This is a genomic window from Streptomyces sp. NPDC056231 (assembly GCF_048270745.1).
Lineage (GTDB): Bacteria > Actinomycetota > Actinomycetes > Streptomycetales > Streptomycetaceae > Streptomyces.
This window is the reverse complement of record NZ_JBLVKW010000007.1, coordinates 111,790-138,272: the sequence shown is the minus strand read 5'-3', so window position 1 is coordinate 138,272 and position 26,483 is coordinate 111,790. Positions and strand designations below refer to the sequence as shown.

Below are 26,483 nucleotides of genomic sequence, written 5' to 3'. Positions count from 1 at the left end.
CCGCGGCGGCGGGGCGAACAGGGGGACCGATCATGAGTACGCAGTGCCAGCGTCCCGCGTGCGAAGGCAACTACGAGGACATGGGCGACGGTGAGCTGTACTGCGACACCTGCGGTCTGGCCCCGGTCGTCTCGCCAGTGGGCATGGTGAGCTCGCCGCCCACCGGTATCGCGGTCGGCAAGGGGGGCAACAGCAGTTCGACGCGAAGCAGTTCACAGGCGTCGTCGCGCTCCTCGTCCCGCTCGTCGACCTCGCGACGTTCGGTCTCCGGGCGGCTCTCCCGGTCCCTGTCGGGGACCTCCACGGCCCGCTCGGTGTCGGTGCGTTCCTCCGGCGCGTCGTCGAGCGCTTCCGGGCGCAACCGGCTGGGCGCCGGCCTGGTTCAGGTGCCGGAGGTGCCGCGGCCCGACCCGCGTTCCGCGGTGATGGAGAACCCGGAGGTGCCGGAGCGGAAGCGGTTCTGTTCGCGCTCCGACTGCGGGGCCCCGGTGGGACGGTCGCGCGGCGAACAGCCGGGACGGACGGAGGGGTTCTGCACCAAGTGCGGCCACCCGTACTCCTTCGTACCGAAGCTGCGGGGTGGCGACATCGTGCACGGCCAGTACGAGGTGGCGGGCTGTCTGGCGCACGGCGGGCTCGGCTGGGTCTATCTCGCGGTGGACCGTGCGGTCTCGGACCGCTGGGTGGTCCTCAAGGGGCTGCTGGACACCGGTGACCAGGACGCCATGGCGGCCGCGATCTCGGAGCGCCGCTTCCTCGCCGAGATCGAGCACTCCAACATCGTCCGGATCTACAACTTCGTCGAGCACCTCGATCAGCGGACCGGTTCGCTCGACGGCTACATCGTCATGGAGTACGTGGGCGGCAAGGCGCTCAAGGAGATCGCGAACGAGCGCCGCACCGCTGCCGGGAGGCGGGATCCGCTGCCCGTCGAACAGGCCTGCGCGTACGGCATCGAGGCGCTGGAGGCGCTCGGTCATCTGCACAGCCGCAATCTGCTGTACTGCGACTTCAAGGTCGACAACGCGATCCAGACCGAGGACCAGCTGAAGCTGATCGACATGGGCGCGGTGCGCAGGATGGACGACGAGGAGTCGGCCATCTACGGCACGGTGGGGTATCAGGCGCCGGAGGTCGCGGAGGTCGGACCGTCGGTCGCCTCCGATCTGTACACGGTGGCGCGGACGCTCGCGGTGCTCACCTTCGACTTCCAGGGGTACACGAACGTCTTCGTGGACTCGCTGCCGGACCCGGACAACATCGAGGTCTTCCGGACGTACGAGTCGTTCTACCGGCTCCTGGTCCGGGCCACGGACCCGGATCCGGCGCGGCGGTTCGCCTCGGCCTCGGAGATGGCGGAGCAGCTGACGGGGGTGTTGCGGGAGGTCGTGGCGTTGCAGACGGGGCGTCCGCGGCCGGCCCTGTCGACGCTGTTCGGTACGGAACTGCGGGTCACGGACACGCAGTTGTTCGCCGAGCTGACGGGCGATGTGTCGCGGCTCGGGGTACGGGCGGAGCCGACCGGGCGGCGGAAGGGGAAGAGGACGGCTGGATCCGGGGCTCCTCTCGCGGCTGCTCCGGCCGCCGGGGCTCCGGCTGCGCCGGGGGCGGTGGGGCACGCGGTGCCGGGTGTACCGGGGCAGCGGGCTCCGGGGGCTGCCCTGCTGTCGGCGCCTCCCACACACGTCCGGGGCGGTAACGGCACTGCGGCCGCTCTCCCGTACGAGCCGCCCAGGGCGGCCGTTCCGGCGCCGCGGCCGGCGCCGGCCGGCCCTGACGCGTATGCCTCGGCCGGCCCCCGGCTGGCCGGGCTCGACGCGCGGGCCACTTCGCTCGCGCTGCCCGTCCCCCGGGTTGACGCGAACGACCCGAACGCGGGATTCCTCGCCGGTGTGATGACGTCTGCACCCTCCGAACTGATCACCGCACTGCAGGCGGTTCCCGCCGCCTCGCTGGAGACCCGGCTGCGCGAGCTGCGCGCCCGCCTGGAGCTGAACGAACCCGGTGCCGCCGTCCAGACGCTGACGGGTCTGGAGGCGCTGCACGCGGACGACTGGCGGGTCGTCTGGTACCGCGGGATCACCTCGCTGGTGACCGGGGACAACGCGACCGCGGCGCTGTCGTTCGACGCGGTCTACGACGCCTTCCCCGGTGAGCCCGCGCCCAAGCTGGCGCTGGGCATCTGCGCGGAGGTCCTCGGCCAGCTGGACAACGCAGCCGAGTACTACCACCTGGTGTGGGCGACCGATCCGAGCTTCGTCAGCGCCGCGTTCGGTCTGGCCCGGGTGCAGATCGCCGTCGGGGACCGGGCCGGGGCCGTGCGGACGCTGGAGTCCGTGCCCGAGGCGTCGATCCACTACACGGCGGCCCGGGTCGCCGCCGTACGGGCCCGGCTGCGCGAGCGTGCCCCGCACGAGCCGCTGATCGCCGATCTCACGGCGGCCGCCGACCAGGTGACCGGGCTGCAGAGTTTCGGGCTGGACGCGGTGCGCCGCGAGCAGTTGTCGACGGAGGTGCTGGGGACGGCGCTGGACTGGGTACTCTCCGGGAGTCCCACGGCCCAGTCGCCGGCACCGCAGTCGCCGTCGCAGTCGCAGGGGCCTGCCGGGCCGAGCATGCTGCTCGGCAGTGAGTTGGACGAACGCGGCCTGCGTTTCGGCCTGGAGCGTTCGTACCGGATGCTCGCCCGGCTGGCACAGCGCGGCGACGAGAGGATCGAACTGGTGGAGCGGGCCAACCGTTTCCGCCCCCGGACGTGGGTGTGAAGATGTCGCGGATGCACCAGGAGACCGCCTTGTCGAGGTGTCCCAACTGCGAGGAGCCGCTGGAATCGGGCGACCTGTTCTGCGGCGCGTGCGGGTACGACCTGTCGGTCGTACCCGCACCGCCGGAGGACCGCCCGACCATCGCGATCACCGTGCCGGTGACCGGTGCGCCCATGACCGGTGCGCAAGGGACCGGTGCGCCCATGACCGGTGCGCAAGGGACCGGTGCGCCGGTGGCCGGTCCGGGCGGGCACACCGCGGCGGCCTCCGGTTCGGTGGAGTGGCCGGCCGCGTCCGCCGCCGACCGGTCCGAGCCGCCCGCCCCGGCCGGTCCGCCCGCCGGAGTCCGTTTCGACCGGCGGGGCGGGTCGGGCGACTTCGAACTGGCCGCGCCCGCGGCACCCGTCGCTCCCGATCCCCGTACCACCGGCTCCGCCCCGGAGCAGGAACGCACGGCGGGCAGCAAACTGTGCGTGGCCTGCCGCGCCGGTCGTGTCGACACCGACGGCTACTGCGAGCACTGCGGCCATGCCCAGCCCCGCGAGCGCGACCACATGGAGCAGGAGCTCGGTTCGGTGGCAGCCGTCAGCGACCGCGGTCTGCGCCATCACCGCAACGAGGACTCGTTCGCGGTGTCGACGACCGCCCTGCCCGACGGCTCCCCGGCCGTCGTCGCGATCGTCTGCGACGGCGTCTCCTCGGCGAGCCGCCCCGACGAGGCCTCGGCCGCCGCCGCGACGGCCGCCAACGAGGCGCTGCTGGAGTCGCTGCCGCGCGGCGCCCACCCGCAGCAGGCAATGCACGACGCGATCGTCGTGGCGGCCGAGGCTGTCAACTCCCTGGCCCACGACGACGGCCGGGCCAGGGAGCACGATCCGCACCACCACACGAACGCCCCGGCGTGCACCCTCGTCGGCGCGATCAGCGCCGGCGGACTCCTGGTTGTCGGCTGGGTCGGCGACAGCCGCGTCTACTGGGTGCCGGACGACCGCACTCACCCGCCCGCACGCCTGACCGAGGACGACTCCTGGGCCGCGCAGATGGTGTCGGCGGGCCTGATGAACGAGGCGGAGGCGTACGCGGACGAGCGCGCCCACGCCATCACGGGCTGGCTCGGCGCCGATGCGTACGAACTGGAGCCGCACACCGCGTCGTTCAAACCGGACCGGCCGGGTCTGGTCGTGGTGTGCACGGACGGGCTGTGGAACTACGCGGAATCGGCGGACGAGATGGCCGCCGCGGTACCCGCCGATGCCCACGAACGACCGCTGCACGGCGCCCAGGTGCTGGTGGGTCACGCGCTGGACGGCGGGGGCCACGACAACGTAACAGTGGCTCTGCTGCCGTTCGCCGTGCCGTCACCAGGGGCAGGATCGGCGTAAGAGCACCTCTGAAGGCCCCACGTCCGGTACTGCCTGCCCTCGTGTCCGCCGCGACCTTTGCCAGCTCTGCCACCTCTGCCAGGAGCCGATCAGATGGCCAACTTCTCCAAGTCCCACGTGCCGCAGTTCTCCGTCGAGGTGTATCAGAACGAATATCTGCCGGAGGGCGGGCGCGAGGTCAACGCGATCGTCACGGTCGTCTCGACCGGCGGTGGCACCACCGGTGGCGTCCCGCTGGCCGGTGCGGCTCTCCCGCCCGCGCAGGTGCCGGGCCGGCGGCCGAAAGCCGCCGTGGTGATCATGGTGGACTGCTCCGGTTCGATGGACTATCCGCCGACGAAGATGCGCAACGCCCGTGATGCGACGGCAGCGGCCATCGACACCCTGCGCGACGGCACCTCGTTCGCCGTGGTCGGCGGTACGCACATCGCCAAGGAGGTTTATCCGGGCAACGGCCGCCTCGCCGTGGCCGGCGCGCAGACCCGCGCCCAGGCGAAGGAGGCGCTGCGCCGGCTCAGCGCGGGCGGCGGTACGGCGATCGGCACCTGGCTGCGGCTCACCGACCGGTTGCTCGGTGCCGCCGACGTCGACATCCGGCACGGCATCCTCCTCACCGACGGCCGCAACGAACACGAGTCGCCGGAGGATCTGCGGGCCGCGCTCGACGCGTGTGCGGGCCGCTTCACCTGTGACGCCCGCGGTGTCGGAACCGACTGGGAGGTGAAAGAGGTCACAGGCATAGCCTCGGCGCTGCTCGGCACGGCCGACATCGTCGCCGACCCGGCGGGGCTCGCCGCGGACTTCACGCAGATGATGGAGAACGCGATGGGCAAGGAGGTCGCGGACGTGGCGCTGCGCCTGTGGACGCCCGTCGGGGTCGAGATCAAGTTCGTGAAGCAGGTCGCGCCGACGGTCGCCGAACTGACCGACCGCCGCACCGAGGCGAGCCCGCGCGCGGGGGACTACCCGACCGGTTCCTGGGGTGACGAGTCCCGCGACTACCACGTGTGTGTACGGGTGCCGGAGGCCGGGATCGGGCAGGAGATGCTCGCGGCCCGCGTCTCGCTGATCCTCCCCGACCCGTCGGGGGCGGCGGCCCCGCAGGTCCTCTCGCAGGCGCTGGTACGGGCGGTGTGGACCGACGACATGGTGGCATCCACCTCGATCAATCCGCAGGTCGCGCACTACACCGGCCAGGCGGAACTGGCACAAGTCATCCAGCAGGGACTAGATGCGCGCAAGTCGGGTGACTTCGACGGAGCGACGGCGAAACTCGGCCGTGCGGTGCAGCTGGCATCGGCGTCCGGGAACGAGGACACTGCGAAACTGCTTTCGAAGGTGGTCGACGTCGTCGATGCGGCGACCGGTACTGTGCGACTGAAGGCGAAGGTCGCGGAGGCCGACGAGATGACCCTCGAAACGCGCTCCACCAAGACCGTCCGCGTGAAGAAATAACACGAGGGCCGCGCAGCTCAGCGACGTGGCGAAGCGACAAGACATGACGGCCCCCGGGGCCGGACGAGGAGAGGAGGAAGCGCCGACATGCCGACCTGCCCGAACGGACACCAGTCGGGTTCCGAGGACTGGTGCGAGGTCTGCGGCCATCGTATGGCCGGGGCCGGCGCGCCTGCGGGTGCAGTCCCCCCGCCGCCTCCACCGCCGCCCGCGCCCGGATACAGCCGCCCGCAGGGCCCCGGCTCCGATGCCACCCAGCAGGCAGAGCTCTGCCCGCAGTGCCGCACCCCGCGTGAGGCGATGGCGCCGTTCTGCGAGGAGTGCCGCTGGAACTTCCTCACGAACACGGCGACGTCGTACACCCCGCTGGCCCCGCAGCACGGCGGGGGCGGCGGGCCCCGCCCCGGCGGTCCGGTGCCCGGTCTGAACCTGCCGCCCGGCTTCCAGGCGCAGCAGGGGCCGCCCGTGCCGCCGCAGCAGCGCGATCCGTACGAGTACCAGAGCTCACGGCCCTCGCAGGTGAACCGGTCGGCCGAGCCGCTCGCCCCCGAGCCCCCGGCACCGGGCCCGCAGCAGCCGCCGCACCCGTTCCAGCAGCAGGGCCCGCCTCCCCCGCCGTCGTTCCAGCAGCAGGCTCCGCCGCCTCCGCCGTCGTTCCAGCAGCAGGGCCCGCCCCCTCCGCCGTCGTTCCAGCAGCAGAGCGCGCCGCCCTCGTTCGAACAGCCCGGCCCGCCCGCGCCGCCGCGGCCGCAGGCCACGGGGGACGACTGGATGCTGCCACCGCCCTCGCAGCAGCAGGTGCCGACGCAACAGCCGTTCCGGAGCCAGAGCCCCGGCGAAGGACCGAACCAGGGACCGGACCAGAACCGGGCGCCTGCGGGCTGGACGGCGGTCATCGCCCCGGACCGTGAGTACTTCCTGGCGATGATGCAGCGCAGCGGCCCCGAGGCGACCGGGCTCAATCTGCCCGCGTACTCCCCGGAGCAGCGCCTGCAGCTCACCGGCAACCAGGTCACCATCGGCCGTCGCCGGCACAGCACCGGCGAGTCCCCCGACGTCGATCTGTCCGTGCCGCCGGAGGATCCGGGCGTCTCGCACCAGCACGCGGTGCTGGTGCAGCAGCCCGACGGCAGCTGGGCCGTGGTCGACCAGAACTCCACCAACGGCACCACGCTCAACGGCGCCGAGGACCCGATCCAGCCCTACGTCCCCGTACCGCTCCAGGACGGCGACCAGGTGCATGTCGGCGCGTGGACGACGATCACCATCCAGCGCGACTGACCGGGTTTCTCAGCCGGCGATCAGTGGCCAGGCGTACGGCCCTTCGGGGTCGTCCAGCCAGGCCCACTGCCGCCCGTCGCGGACGGTGATGCCGAACCTCTCCCGCTCGGGACGCTTCTCGCGCTGCCAGAGGGAGAGGGCCTCACGCGGGTCGAGGGTGGTGCCGGTCAGCGCCAGCAGGAACCGGAACAACTCGTTCTCGGCCACCCGCCTCGGCACTCCGCCGGTGTGCGGGTGGCGCACCGGCGGCGGCACCACCCCGCGCAGAGGCACGAAGTACGCGGGGGTGTGCAGGAACCGGCCCTCGGCATACGGGCCGTGCGGTGACGGGCTTACCCGCAGCAGGATCAGACCGGTCGCGAACGGTGCCAGGATCCGCGCCTCGGACCTGCACTGCGCCAGCCAGGCCTCCGGTATGGACGGCAGGGTGCAGGTCACGATGATCCGGTCGTACGGGCCCCGCTCGGGGCAGCCGCGCGCCCCGTCCCCGGTGATCACCGCCGGGTGACAGCCCGCCGCCGACAGATGGTTGCGGGCCGACTCCGTGATCTCCGGGTCGAGGTCCATCGTGGTCACCGCGTCGTCGCCGAGGCGGTGGGCGAGCAGCGCGGCGTTGTAGCCGGTGCCCGCGCCGATCTCCAGAACGGTGTGGCCGTCCCGTATGTCGAGCTCTTCCAGCATCCGGGCCATCAGCGACGGCTGGCTGCTCGACGAGACGAGTTCGCCGTCCCTGATCCGGGTGGCCAGCGCCGCGTCGGCGTACGCGCCGTGCAGCCACCGGGCCTGCCGGGTCGGGTCGGGGTCCTCGCACCAGAGCCGTTCGGGCCCGCTGGTCCCGGTCACGTAGTAGTACGGCACGAACAGATGGCGGGGCACCGTCTCGAACGCGGCACGCCAGGCGGGGTCCTCCAGCGCCCCGCCCTCGGCAATCCCCCGCACCATCGCCCACCGGGCCTCGGCGCCGGCCTCCGCGAACTGATCCAGATGTGGGCCCATACCTCCACTCTCCCGCTCGCGCTCCCTGGAAGCGACGAGGCGGACGGCGGGCCGGCCCTCGGGATGCGGTTCCCTGTGCGGCTCGCCCGGTGGGGAATGGGTACGCCGACGGCCTGTGCGGTCGTGTTGAGCGAGGGTGCGGCGACGTTCGCCGGCGGGTTGCTTTCCCGGCGGTACCGGCACAGGCGAGTGCCCCGGAAGGACTGAGCCGTCCGGGTCTGCCGGGTCCGGGTCCTAGGACCCGGGTCCTCGGCCGGTGCGTCTGCGACCATGGACGGGTGACAGAGAATCCGCACGGCACGCTTCAGGAGCAGACCTTCTACGAGCAGGTCGGCGGCGAGGAGACCTTCCGGCGCCTGGTCCACCGCTTTTACCAGGGGGTAGCCGAGGACCCGTTGCTGCGGCCGATGTATCCGGAGGAGGACCTGGGGCCTGCCGAGGAGCGGTTCGCCCTGTTCCTGATCCAGTACTGGGGTGGCCCCCGGACCTACAGCGAGCAGCGCGGTCACCCCCGGCTGCGGATGCGGCACGTCCCGTTCCGGGTGGACCGGGCCGCGCACGATGCCTGGCTGGGCCGGATGCGGGTGGCTCTCGACGAACTCGGACTGTCCCCGGAGCACGAGCGGCAGCTGTGGGACTACCTCACGTACGCAGCCGCCTCGATGGTGAACACCGAGGGCTGACGGCGCAGCCCCGTCCCTTTTATCCCCCAATCACGCATGCCCCGGTGCGGAATGCGGTGCTCCGCAACCGGATAACGGTCACGATCCCATCAAGGTGTGCTCGTAAGCGGTTTCCAGCAGCGGGTGCGCTCTGAAAGCATTCCGGGAACGTCGGGGGGCGTGAGGGACAACAGTGCCGAGGGGGCCATGTGACGGGGTTCGTCTTTCTGCGGGTGAGGGCGCATCGGCTCCTTCTCGCCGCAGCCGTCCTGGCCGTCATGCTCACCACATCGGTACTGGCGGCACTCACCGCCTTCTCCGGCTCCATCGGCGACGCGGCCATGCGCCACACGCTCACCCACCGCTCCGCCGCGTCCGCGTCGCTCGTCATCTCCGCGCAGGTGGAGCGCGAGCAGCGGGAATCGGCCGACGCGGCCGCGCGCAAGGCCGCCCGTGAGACGTTCGACGGCCTGCCGGTGACCGTACGGAAGCTGGAGGCCTCGGGGCCGTACGCTCTGCCGCGCAGCCTTCAGGCTCCGGCGGCCCGGAGCGACTACCCCGATCTCACCCGGTTCGCCTCGCTCGAGCCCAGCCGCGTCCGTCTCACCGCGGGCCGCATGCCCAGTGCCGAGAGCGGGAAGAACGGCGAACCCGTCGAGGTGGCCCTGCCCTCCGCCGCCGCCGATGTGCTGAAGCTGAAGCCCGGCGCGCGACTCACGCTCACCGCCCGGCTCGCCGACGGCACCAAGCAGCCGATCCTGATCACCGGCCTCTACGAAGCGGTCGACCAGTCCGACCCGTACTGGCAGTTGGACGAACTCGGCGGGCGTGGCGTCCGCAAGGTCGTCTTCACCACGTACGGTCCACTGCTCACCGATCCCGCCGTGCTCGCCTCCGGGCCGATCAGCCCCGGCGAGATGTCGTGGCTGGCCTCAGCCGACTTCCGGACCGTCACCACGGACCGCATCCACGCGCTGCACACCGCCGCGACCAAGGGCCCGAAATCGCTCCTCGCCACCCCGGATTTCAAAACCGGGGCCACCGTGCAGACCTCACTGCCCACCGTCCTCGATCAGATCGACCGGGCGCTGCTGGTCTCCCGCTCGACCCTGATGATCGTCGCCGTGCAGCTGGTGCTGCTCGCCGGTTACGCGCTGCTGCTCGTGGCCCGGCTGCTGAGCAGTGAGCGCGGCGGGGAGACGGAACTGCTGCGGGCCCGCGGTGGTTCGCGCGGCCGGATCACCTCGCTCGCCGCGATCGAGGCGCTCCTGCTCGCGCTGCCTGCCGCCGTCATCGCCCCGCTGTTGGCCGGGCCGCTGACCCGGCTCCTCGCGGACCGCAGTGAGCTGACCCGGATCGGGCTGCGGCTCGACGAGGGCACGACCGGCACCGTGTGGCTGGTGGCCGCCGCCGTCGCGCTGGCCTGTGCGCTGGCCGTCGTCGCGCCCGCGCTGGCCGCCAGCGCGGGGGTGCGCAGCCGCAGCCGGGCCGCCGCGCTGCCCGGACCGGTGCGCGCGGGCGCCGACATCGGGCTGCTGCTGATCGCGGCGGTGGCCTACTGGCAGCTCGACCGGCAGACCGGTGGCTCCGGCAGCGGTGCGCTCAGCGGTGACCGGAAGGGCGGTCTCGGTATCGATCCGCTGCTCGTCGCCGCGCCCGCGCTGCTGCTGCTCGCGGGCACCGTACTGACGCTGCGGCTACTGCCGCCCGCGGCCAAGCTGGCGGAACGTCGTGCGGCGGGCGGCCGGGGACTGTCCACCGCGCTGGCCGGCTGGCAGTTCAGCCGCCGTCCGCTGCGCGGCGCCGGACCGGTGCTGCTGCTGGTCCTTTCTGCTGCGATGGGCATGCTGGCGATCGGGCAGAGCGCGTCCTGGAACCGTTCGCAGAGCGATCAGGCCGACTTCAGGGCCGGTGCGTCGGTACGCGTGGTGGGCAAGGTCTCCAGCGATCCGTCGAAGGCGGGCTCGTACGCACAGCTGCCGGGGGTACGGGAGGCGGCGCCCGCTTTCCGTACGACGGTGGACCTGTCCGGCGACCGCGCGGCCGACGTGATCGCCCTGGACACCGCGCACGCCGACGAGCGGATGCTGATGCGCGGCGATCTCGCCGACGGGTCGGCGGACGGGCTGTTCGACTCGATCACACCGCCGAAGAGCGCGCGGGCCGGGCTGCTGCTGCCGAAGGGCAGCAGGGAGATCCGGTTCGACCTGCAGACCACCGTGGCCTCGGCGCCGCACCGGGCGTCGCCGTCCCACATGGCCCCGCAGGTCACCATGGCGCTGGAGGACCGTTACGGCATTCCGTACCGGGTTCTCGTCGGAGCCGTACCGGCCGACGGCAGGGCGCACCCCGTGTCGCTCGCGGTGACGGCCGCCAGTGAGCTGGCCGTGACCGGGTTCGAGCTGACCGGCAGTCAGCCCGTCGACCGGGGCGAGACGCACCGGTTCTCCGTGAACCGGCTGCGGACCGTGACCACGGACGGCACCGAGCAGCCGGTCCCCGTCCCCGCCGGATTCAGCTGGCAGGGCAGCCTGACCACCAACCTCTTCAACGAGACGCACGCACGCGGCCCCATCCACGCGGCCGCGTCCGACCAGGCCCCGCTGACGGCCGAATACGCCACCGGGTTCGTTCCGACCAGGGATCTGGTGTACGGGGTGCCGGCCATCAACGTGCGGATCGCCGCAGCCCGCGCCAAGGCCCCGGCAGTTCAGGCAATCGCCAACGACACCTATCTCAAGGCGTCCGGGGCGAAGGTGGGCCAGGACGTCGAGGTCACGCTGGCCGGCGAAACGGTCCGGGTGAAGATCGTGCGGTCGGTCCGTCAGCTGCCCACCACCGGGCCCGGCACCGCCATCACCGCAGCCGCCGTCGAGGCGTCCCGGCTCCGGGACGGCGGCGCGCTGCTGATCGACCTCAGGGCCCTCGGCCAGGTCCTCGCAGACCGCCCGAACGCCGTCCTCACCGCCACCGAATGGTGGCTGAGCACCGACCCCGGCCAGGCCGGGAAGGTCGCCGCCGCGCTCCGTGAACAACCCGACACCGACCCGGCGCAGGTCATGGTCCGCGACGAGGTGGCCCAGGACCTGCTTGGCGACCCGCTGGGTGCAGGGCCGCAGTCCGCGCTGCTCGCGGTGGCCGTCGTCGCCGCCGCGCTGGCAGCGGTCGGCTTCGCGGTGAGCGCCGTCGGGTCGCAGCGCGAACGGTCCGCCGAATTCGCCGTGCTGCGCGCGCTGGGTGCGCCGCGCCGCGGGCTGGCCCGGATGGTCGCCGCCGAGCAGAGCGTGCTGATCGCCATCGCGCTGCTGGTCGGGTTCGCGCTCGGGGCCGTACTGACCAAGGCCGTCGTGCCACTCATCGTGCTGACCGGGCAGGCCGCCCAGCCGGTGCCACCCGTGCTGGTGCAGCTGCCGGCCGGGCAGGTCGTCGCGCTGCTGGCGGGCGTCGCCGCGCTGCCGCTGCTGATCGTGGCAGCGCTTGCCCTGCGCCGCGCCGACCCGGCGATTTCGCTGCGCCACCAGGGGGGACAACTGACATGAGTCCGCGTTCCGACAGCGGTCGTTCCGCAGCCATCGCCCGGGCCGGCGCCTGTGCCCCGTGGGTTCGCACCCGGCTGCGTACCGCACCCGGGGCCGCCTGCGCGCTCGCGTTGCTGGTGCTGCTCACCGCGTTCCTCGCCGCCGCATTCCCGCGGGCCGTCGACGCGTACGAGAACAAAGGGCTGCGCCACAAGCTGACCGTCGAGAACCCCACGCGCAGCGTGCTGGAGCTGAGCGCTCCGCCACCCGCCCTGGGGGTGGACGCGGAGCGCGAGGCCGCAGTGCGCGGGGCAGCGCTGGGCGCGGTCCACCACAAGGTCATCGCCGGGCTGCCCGAGCCGGTGCGCGCCGACGCCTCCCAGTCCTCCTACGGCATCCACACGACGCAGACGATCGCCGCCGGGGAGAAATGGCTGCCCCGGCCCAACGGCCTCGACCCCGAGCTGACGTACGTGACCCCGTCGGCCTTGCCGGCCCACGCCACGCTGCGCGACGGCGCCTGGCCCACCGTCCACGGCGAGGTCACCACGGCCTCCACGGAGGTCGAGGCCGCGGTCACCGAAGCGACCGCGAAGGCCCTGCGGATCAAGGTGGGGTCGACGATCGCCGTACCGACCCTGGGCGATCGTCCGCTGACCGTACGGATCACCGGCATCGTCGCCCCGAAGCTTCCGGAGGCCGTCTACTGGTCGTTCGAGCCCCTGCTGCGCACTCCGGCGCTGGCCGCGAAGCCCACCAAGACCGACCCTCTTTACTACTGGATGGCGGCCCTGCTGCTGCCGCCGGACGCGGCGCCCGCGCTGCTCGCCACGACCGGTACACCCGAGCCGTACTGGCGGATCGCTCCGGACGCCGACCGGCTCACCGCGCTCGACGTGGACCGGCTGCGTTCCCGGGTGGCTTCTCTGGAGAACGGCCCCGAGCTGCTGAAGCTGCGTGCGCTGGCCGGTCCGGCGGCGACACTGAGGACCGATCTGGACCAGGTCCTCACCGACTACGACGCGATGCGTTCGGCGATCAGCCCGGTCGTCACGGTCGCCGCCGTCGGAATCGGTGCCGTCGCCGCCGTCGTCCTGCTGATGACGGGCGGCCTGCTCGCCGCCCGCCGCCACAGCGAACTGGCTCTGCTGCGTTCACGAGGCGGATCGCTGCGCGGCATCGGCGGGCGGCTGCTCGCCGAGACCGCGGTGACGACGCTGCCCGCGGCGGCGCTCGGTCTGCTGCTCGCCGTTGCCGCCGTCGGCGAGGCCCGGCTGTGGCCCGCGGCCATCGGGGCCGCAGCCGTCGCCGTCCTGGTCTGTGCTGCCCTGCCGCTGAATACGACGCTCGGTCACCGCAGACCGCTGCTGCACGGCGCCCGCGACGACATGATGACCGCCCGCCCGTCGCGGCGGCGCACGGTCGCCGAGCTCACCCTGCTGGTGCTGGCCGTCGGCGCGGTTGCCGCCTTGCGCCGCCGCGGTACCTCCGCGGACGGTGGGACGGACTTCCTGGTCAGCGCCGCTCCCGTGCTGGTCGGGCTGATCGCGGCGCTGGTCCTCGCCCGCCTGTACCCGCTGCCGCTACGGCTCGCCTCCCGCTCCATCGCACGGCTGCGGGGCGCGGTCGGCTTCCTCTCACTGGCCCGTGCCGGGCGCGCGTCGGCGAGCGGCATACCGGCGCTGCTGGCGCTGCTGGTCGCGCTGACGACGGCGGCGTTCGGCGGCTCGGTGCTGGCGGGGGTCGCCGGCGCCCGGGACGACGCGGCGGTGCTGGCCACCGGTGCGGACGCCCGGATCAGCGGCGAGGGCGACGTGATGCCGCTGCCGGACCAGCTGGTCCGGGACGTACGGAAGGCCCGAGGCGTACGGGAAGTAACGCCGGTCCAGATCGAGTACAGCGTTGCGCTGCCGTCCAGCAGGCTCGGCACCGACGCGAAGACCGCGCTGATCGGCGTCGATCCGGGAACGTACGCCAGGCTGGCCCGCGCGACCGGTCTCGGACCGTTCCCCGCGGACCGGCTGAAGGCCACCGGAGCGGCGCCCGTGAAGGGCACGCCGCCGTCGGAGGACCGAGTGCTGCCCGTCCTGGCGTCGCCGACCGTGGCCGAGCAGCTCGGCGAACGGCCCCGCGACATCAAGTCGCTGGCCGGGAACTTCAAGGTGCGGGTCGTCGGAACGGTGCCGCGTACGCCCGCCGTCGACAACGACAACTTCGTGATCGTCGACGCCGCGTCCCTCACCCAGCGGCAGACCACCACCCTGCTGGTCACCGGGGACTCCCTGGACGCGCAGGCGCTGCGCGCGGCCACGCACCGGGCGGGCTCGACGTACTTCGTAGTGCTGCGGTCCGAGGAGCGCGCGGCGTTCGTCGACACCCCCATGCAGTCGGGTGCCGAGCGGATCTACGCGGCGGCGATCGCGGCCGGCGCGGGCTACGCGCTGCTCGCCGTACTGCTGTCGCTGCTGCAGACCGCACCGGAACGCAGCGCGCTGCTGGCCCGGCTGCGGACCATGGGCCTCACTCGCCGGCAGGGCCGACGGCTCCTCGGCCTGGAGGCGATGCCGCAGGCACTGCTGGCCGCGGTCGGCGGGCTTCTCGTCGGCTGGGCGACGATCGCCCTGCTGGCACCCGGCGTCGACCTCGTCCAGCTGGCGCTGTCCAGCGGGCCCGGATCCGACGTTCTCGACACCGCTCCGCTGCGGGCCGACCCGTGGTCGCTGGCGCTTCCGGCGCTCGGAGTGGTCGCACTCGCCGCCGCCGTGGCAGCCGTGCAGGCCTGGTGGGCCGGGCGCCGTGGATCGATCACCGAACTCAGGGCAGGAGACACGCGATGACGTCATCGACGACCGAGACCACGCTGGCGGAGCTCGAACAGCGGGCCGCCGCACGCCGCAACCGGCCCTCGTACGGGCACGACGCACTGATCGCCTGCGATCGGCTGGTCCGCATCTTCACCGCGGACGGAGTCGAGGTGCAGGCCCTCCAAGGCCTCGATCTGCTGGTCACCGAGGGCGAGTTGATGGCACTCGTCGGGGCGTCCGGCAGCGGCAAGTCGACCCTGATGAACATTCTGGCGGGCCTCGACGTGCCGACGGCCGGGTCGGCGAAGGTCGCGGGCTGCGATCTGCTGTCGATGGGCACGAAGGAACGGCTCCGCTACCGCCGGGACGTCGTCGGGTTCGTCTGGCAGCAGACCGCCCGCAACCTGCTCCCCTACCTCACCGCCGTCCAGAACGTCACGCTGCCCATGCAGCTGCGCGGCCGCGGCCGGAACCGCGAACGCGCCGCGCGCGCCGAGTCGCTGCTGCAGATGCTGGAGGTCGCGGACTGCCGCGACCGGCGGCCCCCGCAGATGTCCGGCGGCCAGCAGCAGCGGGTGGCGATCGCGGTCGCGCTCGCCAACAACCCCTCGGTGCTGCTCGCCGACGAACCGACCGGCGAGCTGGACTCGGCGACGGGCGAGCAGGTGTTCGCCGCGTTCCGCCGGGCCAACGAGGAGCTGGGGACGACCATCGTGATCGTCACCCACGACCAGGCGGTGGCGAGCGAGGTCCGCCGTACGGTCGCCATCCGCGACGGCCGCACGTCGTCCGAGGTGCTGCGCCGTACGGAGGTGGATGCGGCGACGGGCCAGGAGTCCCAGGTGGCCCGCGAGTACGCGATGCTCGACCGCGCGGGGCGGCTGCAGCTGCCCGCCGATTACACCGAGACGCTGGGGATGGAGCACCGCGTGATGCTGGAGCTGGAGCAGGACCACATCGGGGTGTGGCCGGACGACCAGCCGCACCCGTAACCGGAGTTGCTGGTGCCGGCCCCAGGGAGCTCCGGCCAGGTGGCCCCGTGTTGCCTCGCCGTGCGCGCCCCTCAGGGCGGCGACAGCGGCTGACTGGCCAGCGGCTGGCCGAAGGACCCGGAGGCGTACTGGGCCGACATGGAGCGCAGCCGCGCTGCCCAGCCCGTCTTCGGACCGCTCGTCAACCGCGGCCGCGGCCACCGGGCGGCTGGGCCGTGTCATCGGCCCACCGGTGCTCAGCCCGCGCCCACCGTCACCGCGAGTGTGCCGAGTCCGCTGCCCGGACCACGCAACGCGATCGAGCCGAACGGGGTACGCAGCCGCAGCCAGGTCCCGGCCGCGAGCAGAGCGACCGGGAAGTCCGGCGCCGAGCGGAGGAAGCCGAGGGACTGGGCGGCGTGGACGGCCCGCAGCGGAAGCGGGGTACCGCCGACCGTGCGCGACCAGATCTCGCGGCCGATCAGGTCCCGTTCCGCTCTGGTGCGGCGGTCCTCGGGCAGCGCCTCGTCGCGGGAGCGGAACTCCGCCACCGCGGCCGTGACGGCGGTGCGCAGGGAGACGGCGCCGGGCAGTCCGGGCCGTTCCTGCCAGCCGGTGCGCGGCGGGAGCAGCCCCGTCCACGGCGGCCCGGTGACGGGCGCCGGCAGCCCGCCACGGAAATCACCCGCCTCGACGTCGAGCGATTCGAGGAGTTCACCGGCGGACACGGTGATGTCGAAGTCGACCGGGCCGGCCAGCCGCGCCGTCCGGATCGCGAGGACCTCGAACGACGGCGGCCGGCCGAACACGGCCAGTGCGCCGCCGCCCGCCTGCAACCGGACGGCGGCCGCCCGGTCGTAGTGCAGCAGGCGGACGAGGAAGGCGGCGAGATCCGCCGCCTCCCTCGCATCCGCGAAGTGCAGCGACTGCACGGACACCGTCATACGGCGGCGGGCTCCTCGGCCAGGTACTCCTGGAGGAAGAGCTTCTCCTCCGCGGAGATCCGCCGGGGTCGCTCCGCTGCCAGGTCGTACGGCACGACGACGGTCGAGGCCCGTACATACACCTGGTCCGGGTCCTTGATCTCGTACGAGATCGTCAGGGACGCGGCACCTATCTTCGTGACCCAGGACTCGACGGTCACCGGCGCGTGCCGGTGGACCAGCGGGCGCACGTAGTCGATCTCGTGCCGGGCCACGACGGACCCGCCGGCGAAGGACGGCGAGCCGTCCCCCGGCGCCAGCCGGAACATGAAGTCGATGCGCGCCTCCTCCAGGTAGCGGAGGAAGACCACGTTGTTGACGTGGCCGAAGGCATCCATGTCCGACCAGCGCAGCGGGCAGCTGTAGATGTGACGAGCCAAGACGATCAGCCTCGCGTGAGCTTCTTGTACGTGGCGCGGTGCGGGCGGGCCGCGTCCGCACCGAGGCGGTCGACCTTGTTCTTCTCGTACGACTCGAAGTTGCCCTCGAACCAGTACCACTTGGAGTCGCCCTCGTACGCCAGGATGTGCGTGGCGACGCGGTCCAGGAACCAGCGGTCGTGGGAGATGACCACAGCGGCGCCCGGGAACTCCAGCAGGGCGTTCTCGAGCGAGGACAGGGTCTCGACGTCGAGGTCGTTGGTGGGCTCGTCGAGGAGCAGCAGGTTGCCGCCCTCCTTGAGCGTCAGCGCCAGGTTGAGGCGGTTGCGCTCACCACCGGAGAGCACACCGGCCGGCTTCTGCTGGTCCGGGCCCTTGAAGCCGAACGCGGAGACGTACGCCCGCGACGGCATCTCGACCTGGCCGACGTTGATGTAGTCGAGCTCGTCCGACACGACCGCCCAGAGGGTCTTCTTGGGGTCGATGTTGGCGCGGCTCTGGTCCACGTAGGAGATCTTGACGGTCTCGCCGATCTTGATGCCACCGGAGTCCGGCGTCTCCAGGCCCTGGAGCATCTTGAACAGCGTGGTTTTGCCCGCACCGTTCGGACCGATGACGCCGACGATGCCGTTGCGCGGCAGCGTGAACGACAGGTCGTCGATGAGGACCTTGTCGCCGAAGGACTTCGAGAGGTTCTCGACCTCGACGACGATGGAACCGAGCCGCGGGCCCGGCGGAATCTGGATCTCCTCGAAGTCCAGCTTCCGCATCTTGTCCGCCTCGGCCGCCATCTCCTCGTACCGGGCGAGACGCGCCTTGGACTTGGTCTGCCGGCCCTTGGCGTTGGAGCGGACCCACTCCAGCTCTTCCTTGAGCCGCTTGGCGCGCTTCTCGTCCTTGCGGCCCTCGACCTTGAGGCGGGTGGCCTTCTTGTCGAGGTACGTGGAGTAGTTGCCCTCGTACGGGAGCGCGCGGCCGCGGTCCAGCTCGAGGATCCACTCGGCGACGTTGTTCAGGAAGTACCGGTCGTGCGTCACGGCGACGACGGCGCCCGTGTACTTCGAGAGGTGCTGCTCCAGCCAGTTCACCGACTCGGCGTCGAGGTGGTTGGTGGGCTCGTCGAGGAGGAGCAGGTCCGGCGCCTCGATCAGCAGCTTGCAGAGCGCGACGCGGCGCTTCTCGCCACCGGAGAGGTTGACGACCGGCCAGTCGCCGGGCGGGCAGCCCAGGGCGTCCATGGCCTGCTCCAGCTGGGCGTCCAGGTCCCACGCGTTGGCGTGGTCCAGGTCCTCCTGGAGCTTGCCCATCTCCTCCATCAGCGCGTCCGAGTAATCCGTCGCCATGAGCTCGGCGACCTCGTTGAAGCGCGTGAGCTTCCCCATGATCTCGGCGGCGCCGTCCTGGACGTTCTCCAGCACCGTCTTCGACTCGTCGAGCAGCGGCTCCTGCATAAGGATGCCGACGCTGAACCCGGGCGACAGGAACGCGTCACCGTTGGACGGCTGCTCCAGGCCCGCCATGATCTTCAGCACCGTGGACTTGCCGGCGCCGTTGGGGCCCACGACACCGATCTTCGCGCCGGGCAGGAAGTTCAGGGTGACGTCATCGAGGATCACCTTGTCGCCGTGCGCTTTGCGCGTCTTGCGCATGGTGTAGATGTACTCAGCCAAGAGAAACCGTCCGGCTATCGATGTGTGGGCAGATACACCCCATCTTGCCGTACCGCCACCCCTGTGCGGAAACCCGTGCGGTCGGGGGGCTCTGACCTGGGGGTCGCTGCCGGCGGCGGTAGCTCGTCTGTCACTGTCGGTCGCCGTTGGTCGGCCCCGGGGCCTCGGACGGCCCAGGGACGGCCCAGGAACCAGATTGCCCTCTCCGCGCCGCGCTGTCGTGCCGCTGTGACAAGCGCAGCGGAGCGCCCCGTCCTCTTCCTCGACGTCGACGGTCCACTCATCCCGTTCGGGACGTCGTACGGTCCACGGCAGGCCACCGTTTCCGGCTCCTCGGCATCTCTCGATCAGGGGAACCCGCTGCTTGATCGGCTTGCTCCCGGGATCGGGCCGCGTCTCCTGGCCCTGGGCCGCCGTCTCGTGTGGGCTACGACATGGATGGACGATGCGAACGAGGCCGTCGCCCCACGCCTCGGACTGCCGAAGCTGCCCGTGGTGGAGTGGCCGGACGCCTGCGCCGACGACAGCCCGCGCGGCCTGCACTGGAAGACCCGCCACCTTGTCGAGTGGGCCGACCGCCGGCCGTTCATCTGGATCGACGACGAGATCAGCGCCATGGACCGCCTCTGGGTCGCTGCCCAACACCCTGGGCAGTCGCTTCTGCATCGCGTCGACCGAACCAAAGGGCTCACGGACGCCGACTTCTCCACGCTCACCGACTGGCTCCGCGCCGCTGCGCGGAGATGAGCACCGCATGAGGAGTTCGATCCACGCCCGCCCCTGGTGCTGTCGTCGGCCGGCCCGACGGTCACCCAGGGGCACCGTTGTGTGCCGCTGTCCGTCCTCGTTGATGTCAGCCGTGGATGTCAGAAGCCTTCTGATCTCGGAACAACAAAGAAACGCCCCTTCCGGCCGGGGTGGTCTCTTCGTTCCAGGGCCTGTCCGACTCGTTCCAGGGCCTGTCCGACGGGTCACGTCACCGACCCCGCACCCGACAGCACTGTCACCCGAATGGCGCAATATGAGGTGCCACCCACATTGGTGAAGATCAAGCTGACTAGTGCCCCGACCGAGGCAATCCGTGAAAGGGGAACCAAATGCGCATTCGACGAATCCTCGCCGCCGTCATCGCCACGGCAGCCCTCGCCGGACTCGGCCTCACAGGTGTCGCCACCGCCACCGCCCAGGGTGCCCCATCCGTCGTCAGCCCTTCTCAGTGCAGGGAGGGCGGCGGAGAGCCCCGGATCGACTTGCCGGGCAACCCCTGCGTGGGCGGTACACACGACGGCCAGGCGGTCGACTAGACCCCACAAGGCGCCCCGCAGCCACGCGCCGCGGGGCGCTCCCGCGCCCCATGGGTGCCTTCCGGTACGCGGCAGCCCCGGTGCGCGTGGGCGTACCGGGGCTGCCATCAGCGCATCGTGACGGTGTTGGCCCGATGCGTCACTCTTTGTTTACTCCGCGGTGGTCTGCGTCTTCCGCTTCCGAAGGAGGAAGACCGCGCCGCCGCCGACGACGACCAGGGCGATGGCGATGCCCGCGATCACCGGAGTGGCACTCGAGCTGCCGGTCTCGGCGAGGTCGCCCCCGGTACCGGCCGAGCTGCCGCCGGCCGTGGCCGGGGCGGGCTGGGCGAGGGTCTGGGTGTCGAGGCCGCCGGTGGAGCTGCCGGTGGTCTTGCAGTCCAGGACGCCCTTGAACGTCTGGGTGAACCCGCCAGGACCGGTGATCGTGAAGTCGTAAGCCTGGTCCTCGGCGACCGGGACGGTCACCGTCTCGGACGCGCCGGCCTCGATGGTGTGCTTGATGCCGGCCAGCTCGAAGGTGAACGCCTCGTCGCCCTCGTTGCTCGCGGTGACGTCCACGCCACCCTTGGCGCAGTTCTTCTTCGCGGTGACCGCGGGGATCGCGCCCTTCTTGGCCCAGGTCGCGGTGGCGGTCGCGGAGACCGTGGACTCGCTGGAGCCGGCCAGGATCTGCGTCTGGCTCTTGGTCACTCCGGCGAAGGCCCGGCCGACCGGCACCGAGGTGGTGGCCTGGACGGTCAGCGAGGCGGTGCCGTCGGCGGCGCGCGCCGGGACGTCGAAGTAGAGCTCGGCGCCATTGGCGGCGGCGGTGACGGGCTTGCCGCTCTTGTCGGTGACCTTGACGCCGCTGGCGGAGTCGGCGGGCGGGGTCACCGAGACCTGGCCGGCGTTGGTGCGGACGGTGACCGGCCCGAGCCGCTCACCGGACCGGCCGGAGACCGCGGCCGAGTCGAGAGCCAGGGACGCCTTGGGCTCGGCGACGTCCTCGGCGTGCTCCCCCAGCCAGTCGGCGAGCTTCTCGGCCTGCTTGTCGGCGGCCTCGACATCGGCGTCGTCCGAGTAGCGCCAGATGGCGACCTGGGTGCCCGCCGCCGCGGTCCGCTCGGTGAGCGGCCCGGTGCCGGCCTTCTCGGCGAGCGCCGCGAGGTCGTCGATCTGCGGGTAGGAGTGCTCCAGGATCCAGCGGATCCGGCCCGCGTTCTTGTTGGCGCCGAGCGACGTCTGGTTCCAGGGGGTCTCCAGGTACTTCGCCTGGTCCTGGGTGGGGTTATGGATGTCGATGCAGTACGTCTTGAGCTTGCCGCCGCCGTCGACGGTCATCTCGAAGAGCCCGGCGGGCAGTTCCTGCTTCTTCCCGTTCGTGGTGAGCACGGCCCGGTCGTAGGTCTTCAACCCGTCCAGGACCGCGCTGGCACCGCCCTGGTGCTGGGGCACCTCGTCGGCGATCGCAGTGCCCGCGCCGACGAGGGCCCCGGCTATGACGAGTCCGGATGCCGCCACCGATGCGGCCAGCCGGGCAATGCCCCGGCCCCGTGGCGGATTCGCCCCCGCATTGGACGATGAAAAGGTCGCTGAAGAAGCAGAAAACACAGATGTCCCCTCCGGGCGGGGCCTTCCGCGCCTGATGCGCGTGTGGGGATTGCCCCGCCAGCCGACTCAAGTACCCGATGAGTACTGGGGAATCCTAAGGAGGAGACGAGGCACAGTCCCCCGTCAATACTGTCGTACAACCATTCCGAATCAGAATCGTTATCGCCGGAACGGTTTACCGCCCGCCGCCGCCCCCCGCTCCCCCACCCCGAGCGGCGTCACGGTGCCGACGCCAGCTCAGGGATGGGCTCCTGACGCATCATCATCCCCACCGGCGTCTGCACCGGTGTCCCCGTCGGCTCCCCCGTTGCGACTGCCGCCCGCCGCCGCCCCCGCTCGGCATCCTTCCCCCTTCCCCTCACATCTCCCGCCCCGTCCGGCCCGTCCCTCCTGCCCGGTCGTGCCGTCAGCGTCGGGTCACCCCGCAGCACCCGCCGGAACGCCGCCGTCCCCCGTGTCAGATCGTGTCCGACCGCCACCGCCTCGATGTCCACGAACGTCCGGCGCTGTCCGTCCCGTTCCTCCTCGCGCACCTTCAACCGGCCGTGCACGAGCAGCGGTTCTCCGACGGAGACCGAGCCCGCGAGATTCGCCGCCAGTGTGCGCCACGCCCACACGGTGTAGAAGCTGGTGTGCCCGTCCGTCCAGAGCTGTTTCTCCCGGTCCCATCTGCGGGCCGTCACGGCGAACCGGAATCGCGCCATTCCCCCGGTCGCGGTCTCCCGGAATTCCACCCCGGTCGCCGCATTGCCCACCAGCGTCACCACGGTCTCGTTCATGCCTCCGCCTCCCCTTCGGCTCCGTGACCGCTGCTGCGCGGTCACAGATCTCATGCTGAAGGGGAGGCGGGGATCCTGCTGAGGGCTGTGTACTACCGACCGGTTGTGGAAAACTCCGTCACCGTCACGTACCGCTCGCGCACCTCCCGGTACCGCACCAGTTCGGCCGCCACCGGATCGAGCACCTTCGCCCGGCCGACGGCCGCAGCCGCCTCGCGCAGACACCGCTCGGCCTCCTGCCCGTACCGCCGGGCGGGCCCCCGGGCTGCTGCGGCACACGACCACTCGACCAGTGGACCGCCGATCACGCCCGCCAGCATCACCAGCGCGGGCGTGAGCAGTCCCGGTTCGATCACGCCGATGATCTGGCCGACCAGCCAGAGCCCGCCGAAGATCTGCAGCAGCGTCATGGACGCCTGCGCCAGCACGGCGGCGGGCCACCACGCGGGCCTCGGCGGCTTGCCTCCCACCCGCCCGCTGTGCGCCACACCCGATGCACCGGCCACACCGGTGGCCACCACGCCCCCACCGCCGACTGCGGCCGCGGTACCGCGCCCCGCGTCGTCGCCCGCGCCCCTGGCCCGCCCGGGCCCCACCGTTCCGGCCTTCCCGACCAGATCGTCCAGCGCCTCCGGCAGCCCCGTCGCCCCCTGCACCGCGGCCTCGCGGACCGCCTGCGCCCAGGGACCCGGCAGCCCGTCCGCGGCGGCGTCCGCCACCGTCCGTACCGCCTGCTCAACGCGTTGTCGGGCGGTCAGCTGTTCCTCCGCGGGCGCCGGCATGGCCGCCGCCCGGTCCGGACTTCCCGGCCGCCGGGTGGACTCGTACCACCGCCACAGCCGCAGCCACGGCGTCCCGCAGGCGCGTCCGGCGTTCCTGCGCCACTCACGTTCGGCGGCCTCACCGGCCGCGGCCGCGCCCACCGCCTCCCCCAGCCGGTCGGCGAACTCCTCGCGGGCCCGTTCCCCGAGCCCCGGCCGCCCCTCGGCGACGTACACCGGCCGCAGCTCCGCCGCCGCGGCGTCCACATCGGCCGAGAGCCGGCGCGCCGCTGCTGCGCGTTCCTGCACGAACCGGCCGAGCAGCTCACGCAGTTCACCGACGCCTTCGCCGGTGAGCGCGGACAGCGACAGGACGGTGGCGCCCGGTTCGCCGTGTTCGCCGAGCGCCATGCCGTCCTCGTCGAGGAGCCTGCGCAGGTCGTCGAGGACCTGGTCGGCGGAGTCACCGGGCAGCCGGTCCACCTGGTTGAGGACGACGAACGTGACCTCCGCGTGGCCGGCCAGCGGCCGCAGATAGCACTCGTGCAGGGCGGCGTCCGCGTACTTCTCGGGATCGACGACCCAGATCACCGCGTCGACCAGGGCCAGCACCCGGTCGACCTGCTCGCGGTGCCCGGCCGCTGCCGAGTCGTGGTCGGGCAGATCGACGAGGACAAGCCCCTGGAGCGCCTCGTCCGCCTCCGTACCGCCCTGCTGCGGCCTGCGCCTGAGGCGTCCCGGGATGGCCAGCCGGTCGAGCAGTCCGGCGGCGCCGTCGGTCCAGGAGCAGGCAAGGGGTGCGGCGGTGGTCGGCCGCCGCAGCCCGGTCTCGGAGATCTGTGCACCCGCCAGGGAGTTGAAGAGCGTCGATTTGCCGCTGCCGGACGCCCCGGCGATGGCGACGACGGTGTGCCGTGAGGAGAGCCGCTGTCGTGCGGCGGCCTCGTCGAGTACGCGCCCCGCCTCGGCGAGCGTGGTCCCGTCGAGGCGGGCCCGGGACAGCCCGACGAGTTCGCGCAGCGCGTCGAGCCGCGGCCGGAGCGGGCCGCCGGAGGCTACGTACGCCTCGACCTGAGGACGTACGTCGTCGGGGACGGCCTCGGGCTCGGGGTCCTCGGGGTCCATGGCGAGGGCCGCTGCGCGCCGGGCGATGAGCCCGTCGTCCCACCGGCCCTCGGACGCGGTGACGTGCCGGCCCTGGCATACGACGACACCACCGGCCTCGCCCTGTTCCTGGCCGTGATCCTGGTCAGTGACGGCAGTCAATGCTGCCCCCTCTCCTTCTGCAGTACGGACAGCGCGGCAATCAGTTCGGCCTGCGGCTCCGGGGCCACGTCGAGCGCGTCGAGCGGCGCCAGCCGCCGGTCGCGCTCGCTGCCCAGCACCCGGTCGAGACAGCTGGTCAGCAGGGCCCCGCCCTTGTCGCGCAGCCGCAGCGCGCCCTGGGCTCCGATACGTTCGGCGAGCTGCTCCCCGGCGCTGCGGGCGCGACGGCCGCCGAGCAGCGCGGCGGCCAGCAGCGCGGCCACCGTCTCGGCGTCGGGTGCGGCGCTGCGTTCCAGTCGGCGCACCTCTTCCTCGGCCAGCTCCTCCAGGACCCGCCGCCACCGCCGTGCGGCCATGGCGATCCGGCCCCGGACGTCCTCGGCGGGCCCCCATCCCCCGGCTTCCCGGCCCGAGTCCCCGAACCCGAACACACCGGCTGCTGGTTCGCGCTGCCAGGCGGTACGGATCTGCTCGTCCGCGGCGGCCGCAGCGCACTGCAGCAGCGCGGCGAGGCTGTCCACCAGCGCTTCGAGAAGTTCCTCGGATGTGCTGAAGTGCGGGTATCCGCGCCATCGGGTACGGGCGTCCCCGGAGAGCACGCCACCGCTCTCCACCCGCCGCCGGACCCGTGCACTCTCCTTCTGGTAGGCGTCCTCGACCACACCGGTGAGCCGCACGGCCGCGGCGTGCTGTGCGGCGACGGCGCCGGCCAGCTCCGGCATCCGCACGTCCATCGAGTCGATGACCCCGGCCGCCGTACGCCCCACCGCCTGCTGGCGGGCCGCCGGATCCTGTACACGGTGGCTGAGCCAGGCGCGCAGGGGGGCAACCGCGGTGGTGGGCAGCAGCCCGCTGCCGCCGCCCGCCGACTCGGGCAGTTCCGGGATGGTGAACCGCGGCACCTCACCGAGTCCCGCCTTGGTGAGGAGCGCCCCGTACTGCCGCGAGACCTCGTCGATCACCTGGTGCGGCACCCGGTCGAGCACGGTGACGAGCGAGGCGTCGTACTCCTTCGCGGTACGCAGCAGATGCCACGGCACCGCGTCGGCGTACCGGGAGGCGGTGGTCACCATGACCCAGACGTCGGCGGCACAGATGAGTTCGGCGGCCAGCACCCGGTTCCGTACGACGAGCGAGTCGATGTCGGGGGCGTCGAGCAGCGCGAGCCCACGCGGCAGACTCGCGGCGGTCTCGACCCGCAGTGTGGTCCCGTCCTCCTCCGCCCCGTCGTGGAGCCCGTCGAGCTCGTCGCAGAGGCCGGGGTCCATGGACTCCCCCGGCGGCAGCCAGACCCGGGTCAGCTGCGGCAGCACCCTGCCCCCGGCGAACCAGTGATGGTCATCCGGATGGCAGACAAGGACGGGGATCCGGGTGGTTGGCCTCAGCACCCCGGCCTCACTGACCTGCCGCCCCACGAGCGAATTGACGAGCGTCGACTTCCCGGCGCCGGTGGATCCGCCGATGACCGCGAGCACGGGCGCTTCGGGATCCTTGAGCCGGGGAAGCAGGTAGTCGTCGAGCTGTGCGAGCAGCTCGACCCTGGTTTGCCGGGCACGTGTCACCCCGGGGAGCGGGAGTGGGAGACGCACGGCGGCGACACGGTCGCGCAGGGCGGAAAGTGCGTCGATGAGCTGAGGCCGTACGTCCATGGTCACCACATGCGAAGAATGCCCAATTTTGGCGCCTTTTTGAAGCGTATAGCCACCTCTGCGCGCCGATGGCGCCGCCGGGACAGAGGGGGCGAGTGGGACGCAGGCATAACGAGTGCACAACACCCGGGGCGCGAGGCGTCAAAAGCGATGCGCGAGCGGCGCCTACCTGCGATTATCGGTTCGCTTCACCGAACCTACACATCGTGCCACGCAGGTGATGCAACCGGGTCAAGGCGAACGGAGCCCTATCCTTGTCCCGGC

General features: G+C 72.1%; 18 protein-coding genes. 10 read left to right on the top strand and 8 right to left on the bottom strand.

The features are described from left to right. Positions 1 to 32: 32 nt before the first annotated feature. The 4 genes from ACNPQM_RS08990 (at position 33) to ACNPQM_RS08975 (ending at position 6,883) form a co-directional block, all read left to right on the top strand. The gene (locus ACNPQM_RS08990) at positions 33 to 2,765 is read left to right on the top strand and encodes a tetratricopeptide repeat protein (protein ID WP_418083579.1); all 2,733 of its coding nucleotides are present in this window, start codon (positions 33 to 35) and stop codon (positions 2,763 to 2,765) included. Between the two features lie 2 nt (positions 2,766 to 2,767). After that, positions 2,768 to 4,147, top strand: coding sequence for a PP2C family serine/threonine-protein phosphatase (locus ACNPQM_RS08985; protein ID WP_418083578.1), 1,380 nt, complete (start codon positions 2,768 to 2,770; stop codon positions 4,145 to 4,147). A 93-nt stretch (positions 4,148 to 4,240) separates the two neighbouring features. Further along, entirely contained in the window at positions 4,241 to 5,602 is a 1,362-nt protein-coding gene (locus ACNPQM_RS08980) for a vWA domain-containing protein (protein ID WP_418083577.1), read from the top strand. Positions 5,603 to 5,689: 87 nt separating this feature from the next. Beyond that, complete coding sequence (locus ACNPQM_RS08975) at positions 5,690 to 6,883, top strand: FHA domain-containing protein (RefSeq protein WP_418083576.1); 1,194 nt, start codon at positions 5,690 to 5,692, stop codon at positions 6,881 to 6,883. A 9-nt stretch (positions 6,884 to 6,892) separates the two neighbouring features. Here the strand turns inward: ACNPQM_RS08975 and ACNPQM_RS08970 are convergent, their stop codons facing one another. Then, positions 6,893 to 7,879, bottom strand: a complete 987-nt coding sequence (locus tag ACNPQM_RS08970; protein WP_418083575.1) for a methyltransferase domain-containing protein — start codon at positions 7,877 to 7,879, stop codon at positions 6,893 to 6,895. A 278-nt stretch (positions 7,880 to 8,157) separates the two neighbouring features. Between ACNPQM_RS08970 and ACNPQM_RS08965 the strand changes: the two genes are divergently transcribed. The 4 genes from ACNPQM_RS08965 (at position 8,158) to ACNPQM_RS08950 (ending at position 15,855) form a co-directional block, all read left to right on the top strand. After that, on the top strand, positions 8,158 to 8,562 hold the full coding sequence (locus ACNPQM_RS08965) for a globin (RefSeq protein ID WP_358858693.1): 405 nt from the start codon (positions 8,158 to 8,160) through the stop codon (positions 8,560 to 8,562). A 188-nt stretch (positions 8,563 to 8,750) separates the two neighbouring features. Beyond that, complete coding sequence (locus ACNPQM_RS08960; protein ID WP_418083574.1) at positions 8,751 to 12,080, top strand: ABC transporter permease; 3,330 nt, start codon at positions 8,751 to 8,753, stop codon at positions 12,078 to 12,080. Further along, positions 12,077 to 14,896, top strand: a complete 2,820-nt coding sequence (locus ACNPQM_RS08955; RefSeq protein ID WP_418083573.1) for an FtsX-like permease family protein — start codon at positions 12,077 to 12,079, stop codon at positions 14,894 to 14,896. Before ACNPQM_RS08960 ends, ACNPQM_RS08955 begins: the two co-directional genes overlap by 4 nt. Then, complete coding sequence (locus tag ACNPQM_RS08950; protein ID WP_418083572.1) at positions 14,893 to 15,855, top strand: ABC transporter ATP-binding protein; 963 nt, start codon at positions 14,893 to 14,895, stop codon at positions 15,853 to 15,855. Before ACNPQM_RS08955 ends, ACNPQM_RS08950 begins: the two co-directional genes overlap by 4 nt. A gap of 236 nt (positions 15,856 to 16,091) precedes the next feature. On the opposite strand, the gene ACNPQM_RS08945 is transcribed toward ACNPQM_RS08950, so the two are convergent. Genes ACNPQM_RS08945 through ettA form a run of 3 tightly spaced genes read right to left on the bottom strand, consistent with a single transcriptional unit; the run spans position 16,092 to position 18,867 of the window. Beyond that, complete coding sequence (locus ACNPQM_RS08945) at positions 16,092 to 16,778, bottom strand: hypothetical protein (protein ID WP_418083571.1); 687 nt, start codon at positions 16,776 to 16,778, stop codon at positions 16,092 to 16,094. Beyond that, complete coding sequence (locus ACNPQM_RS08940) at positions 16,775 to 17,197, bottom strand: acyl-CoA thioesterase (RefSeq protein WP_358858688.1); 423 nt, start codon at positions 17,195 to 17,197, stop codon at positions 16,775 to 16,777. The genes ACNPQM_RS08945 and ACNPQM_RS08940 overlap by 4 nt, the downstream gene beginning before the upstream one ends. A 5-nt stretch (positions 17,198 to 17,202) precedes the next feature. Further along, a complete protein-coding gene (ettA, locus tag ACNPQM_RS08935) occupies positions 17,203 to 18,867 on the bottom strand; it encodes an energy-dependent translational throttle protein EttA (protein ID WP_418083570.1) in 1,665 nt (554 codons plus the stop codon). Between the two features lie 228 nt (positions 18,868 to 19,095). Between ettA and ACNPQM_RS08930 the strand changes: the two genes are divergently transcribed. Together ACNPQM_RS08930 and ACNPQM_RS08925 are read left to right on the top strand one after the other, a co-directional pair. Further along, a complete protein-coding gene (locus ACNPQM_RS08930; protein ID WP_418083569.1) occupies positions 19,096 to 19,614 on the top strand; it encodes an HAD domain-containing protein in 519 nt (172 codons plus the stop codon). Positions 19,615 to 19,964: 350 nt separating this feature from the next. Beyond that, positions 19,965 to 20,171: a hypothetical protein gene (locus ACNPQM_RS08925; protein ID WP_358858685.1), complete on the top strand. Its 207-nt coding sequence runs from the start codon at positions 19,965 to 19,967 to the stop codon at positions 20,169 to 20,171. Between the two features lie 150 nt (positions 20,172 to 20,321). On the opposite strand, the gene ACNPQM_RS08920 is transcribed toward ACNPQM_RS08925, so the two are convergent. From ACNPQM_RS08920 to ACNPQM_RS08905, 4 genes are all read right to left on the bottom strand, one after another. After that, positions 20,322 to 21,764 (bottom strand): LAETG motif-containing sortase-dependent surface protein, encoded by a 1,443-nt coding sequence (locus ACNPQM_RS08920; RefSeq protein ID WP_418083568.1) that lies wholly within the window; start codon positions 21,762 to 21,764, stop codon positions 20,322 to 20,324. 218 nt (positions 21,765 to 21,982) lie between these two features. Beyond that, entirely contained in the window at positions 21,983 to 22,543 is a 561-nt protein-coding gene (locus ACNPQM_RS08915; protein WP_418083567.1) for a single-stranded DNA-binding protein, read from the bottom strand. A gap of 92 nt (positions 22,544 to 22,635) precedes the next feature. After that, complete coding sequence (locus tag ACNPQM_RS08910; RefSeq protein WP_418083566.1) at positions 22,636 to 24,570, bottom strand: GTP-binding protein; 1,935 nt, start codon at positions 24,568 to 24,570, stop codon at positions 22,636 to 22,638. After that, positions 24,567 to 26,219: a dynamin family protein gene (locus tag ACNPQM_RS08905; RefSeq protein WP_418083565.1), complete on the bottom strand. Its 1,653-nt coding sequence runs from the start codon at positions 26,217 to 26,219 to the stop codon at positions 24,567 to 24,569. Before ACNPQM_RS08905 ends, ACNPQM_RS08910 begins: the two co-directional genes overlap by 4 nt. Positions 26,220 to 26,483 lie beyond the last annotated feature (264 nt).

Bases quoted from the DNA above. Each gene is read 5' to 3' on its own strand.
- ACNPQM_RS08945 (WP_418083571.1), bottom strand. From the start codon at position 16,778: ATGACGGTGTCCGTGCAGTCGCTGCACTTCGCGGATGCGAGGGAGGCG.
- ACNPQM_RS08925 (WP_358858685.1), top strand. From the start codon at position 19,965: ATGCGCATTCGACGAATCCTCGCCGCCGTCATCGCCACGGCAGCCCTC.
- ACNPQM_RS08955 (WP_418083573.1), top strand. From the start codon at position 12,077: ATGAGTCCGCGTTCCGACAGCGGTCGTTCCGCAGCCATCGCCCGGGCC.
- ACNPQM_RS08905 (WP_418083565.1), bottom strand. From the start codon at position 26,219: ATGGACGTACGGCCTCAGCTCATCGACGCACTTTCCGCCCTGCGCGAC.
- ACNPQM_RS08990 (WP_418083579.1), top strand. From the start codon at position 33: ATGAGTACGCAGTGCCAGCGTCCCGCGTGCGAAGGCAACTACGAGGAC.
- ACNPQM_RS08975 (WP_418083576.1), top strand. From the start codon at position 5,690: ATGCCGACCTGCCCGAACGGACACCAGTCGGGTTCCGAGGACTGGTGC.
- ACNPQM_RS08985 (WP_418083578.1), top strand. From the start codon at position 2,768: ATGTCGCGGATGCACCAGGAGACCGCCTTGTCGAGGTGTCCCAACTGC.
- ACNPQM_RS08970 (WP_418083575.1), bottom strand. From the start codon at position 7,879: ATGGGCCCACATCTGGATCAGTTCGCGGAGGCCGGCGCCGAGGCCCGG.
- ACNPQM_RS08950 (WP_418083572.1), top strand. From the start codon at position 14,893: ATGACGTCATCGACGACCGAGACCACGCTGGCGGAGCTCGAACAGCGG.
- ACNPQM_RS08915 (WP_418083567.1), bottom strand. From the start codon at position 22,543: ATGAACGAGACCGTGGTGACGCTGGTGGGCAATGCGGCGACCGGGGTG.
- ACNPQM_RS08980 (WP_418083577.1), top strand. From the start codon at position 4,241: ATGGCCAACTTCTCCAAGTCCCACGTGCCGCAGTTCTCCGTCGAGGTG.